Raw genomic sequence first — 2030 nt, 5'->3', positions numbered from 1 at the left:
TTGGCCGGGTCCGTGAACATGTCGAGCACGGTGGTCACGCCGAAGCGCAGGGCGTCGCGCTGGGCATTGCCGAAGGTGTGGACGTGGGCGTCGATGAGTCCCGGCAGCGCGGTGAGGCCGGTGCCATCGAGGCGTCGGGCGTCCGCCGGTGCCGGCGCGTCGGGGCTGATGGCGACGATGCGCCCGTCGGCGATGACGATACGGGTGGGGCCGACCAGGCGTTCACCGTCGAAGTAGCGCACGTCATCGAGGATGAGGGCGGTCGGATTTGCGGGCGGCGTATCGCTCGGCGTGGGCAAGAGCAGGATGAGCGCGATAAAGCTCAAGCTGATGCCGGTTACTGTCAGCGCTAGGTTACGTACGAGCATGGTGTCTTCTCCTGCCGAACTTAGGCCTGGCGTGACCAGCGCCAGGCGGCTAGTGCGCCCAGTAGGCCCGTCGTGGCGAGGATGATCGCGAGGTGTACGAGCACGTTGCGGTCCGGCTCAGGACGCACGACGGCCAGTGCTACCTCCGCGAGGTGATAGGACGGCAGGGCCTGCCCCACCGCGCGCAACCCGTCCGGGAACATGGAGGCCGGGAACCACAGGCCGCCGAGCACGGCGAGGCCGAGGAAGGCGAGGTTGGCGACGGCCACGGCCGCGTTGGCGCCGAAGGTGAACCCGATGGCGAGCCCCAGCAGCGAGAAGGGCACGACGGCCAGCACGTGGCAGGCGAGCAGCACGGCCCAGTCGCTGCGGGCGAGCGCCACGTCGCCCGCGAAGCCCGCGGCGGCGTAGAGGGGCAGCAAGGCCAGGGCGCCAAACAGGACGGTTGCGGCGAGGCGCGCCGCCACGTGGAGGTAGCCCGGCACGGGGGCCGTACGCTTCAGGGAGAGCCATCCGCGCTCACGTTCACTCGCCACGCCCGCGCCGAAGCCGAACAGGGAGGGGCCCATCACGGCGAAGACGCCGTAGGTGGCGAGCAGGTACGCCGCCGCTCCGCCCGACTGCGACAGCATCACACCGAACAGCAGGTAGAAGGTGGTGGGCATCAGCAGGGTGGGGAGCACGAACTCCGGGGCGCGGAAGGACTTGGTGAGCTCGGCGCCCGTCTCGTTGAGCAGGGCTCGGGTGGATAGGCTCATGCGCGCACCTCCTGTGCGGATTCCGGATCGCCTGTCAGCAGGGAGAAGGCCTCCTCCAGGGTGGGTTTGCGCACGGTGAGTTCGCCGGGCGCCGGATCCTGGGCGAGGAGAGCGGCGAGGGTGGTCGGGGTGTCGTCGGTGAGCAGTTCCACCAGGCGGCCGTGGCCGCTCACTTGACGCACGGCGGGCAGCGAGCTGAGGGCGGCGGTGTCCAGTGTGGTGCTGCAACGGATCAGGGCGCCACCGACGCGCGCGCGCACGCCCGACGCGTCGTCGTCGGCGATCACCTGGCCGTTGTTCAGGACGACGACCCGGTCTGCCAGCGCGTCCGCTTCCTCGAGGTAGTGGGTGGTGAGGACGACGGTCGTGCCCGTCGCGGTCAGGCGCCTGATGCCTTCCCACACGGCTTTGCGCGCGTCGGTATCGAGGCCCGTAGTCGGCTCGTCGAGGAACAGCACGCGGGGGCTTCCCACCAGCGCCATGGCGAATTGGATGCGCCGCTTCTGGCCGCCGGACAGGGTCTTGTAGGGTTGACCGACGAAGGCGCCGATGCCGGTTTCCTCGATCAGCGTGTCGAGGGGGCGTGGCGTCGGGAAGTAGCTCGCCTGCAGCGTGAGTTGTTCGCGACCAGTGAGTAAATCTGGTAGGTCCGTGTCCTGCAGCATCACGCCGCTCAGGCGCCGCGCGGCCAGCGAGCCGGCACGCTCGCCGAAGAGGGCGATCTCCCCCGCGGTCGGCGTGATCAGGCCCAGGGCGCACTGGATCAACGTGGTCTTGCCGGCGCCGTTGGGGCCGAGCACGGTGCAGATTTGACCTGGCGCGAGGTCGAGATCGACACCTCGCAGGGCCTCGTGGGTGCCGTAGCGTTTGCGCAGGGAGCGCGCGTAGATGGCGACGTCGGCGG

General features: G+C 69.8%; 3 protein-coding genes. All 3 read right to left on the bottom strand.

All coding sequences use genetic code 11. From position 1 onward, the window contains the following. On the bottom strand, positions 1-368 hold a 368-nt coding region (locus AAF184_25780; protein MEO0425766.1), incomplete at its 3' end, for a metal-dependent hydrolase. A 20-nt stretch (positions 369-388) separates the two neighbouring features. Continuing rightward, positions 389-1126: an ABC transporter permease gene (locus AAF184_25775; GenBank protein MEO0425765.1), complete on the bottom strand. Its 738-nt coding sequence runs from the start codon at positions 1124-1126 to the stop codon at positions 389-391. Continuing rightward, positions 1123-2030 (bottom strand): ABC transporter ATP-binding protein (locus AAF184_25770; GenBank protein MEO0425764.1); only part of this gene is annotated, 908 nt, incomplete at its 5' end. The genes AAF184_25775 and AAF184_25770, both read right to left, overlap by 4 nt.

The organism is Pseudomonadota bacterium, assembly GCA_039815145.1.
Classification (GTDB): Bacteria; Pseudomonadota; Gammaproteobacteria; order Steroidobacterales; family JBCBZW01; genus JBCBZW01.
Note: the sequence above shows the minus strand (reverse complement) of the source record. Positions and strands in the feature narration are given on the sequence as shown.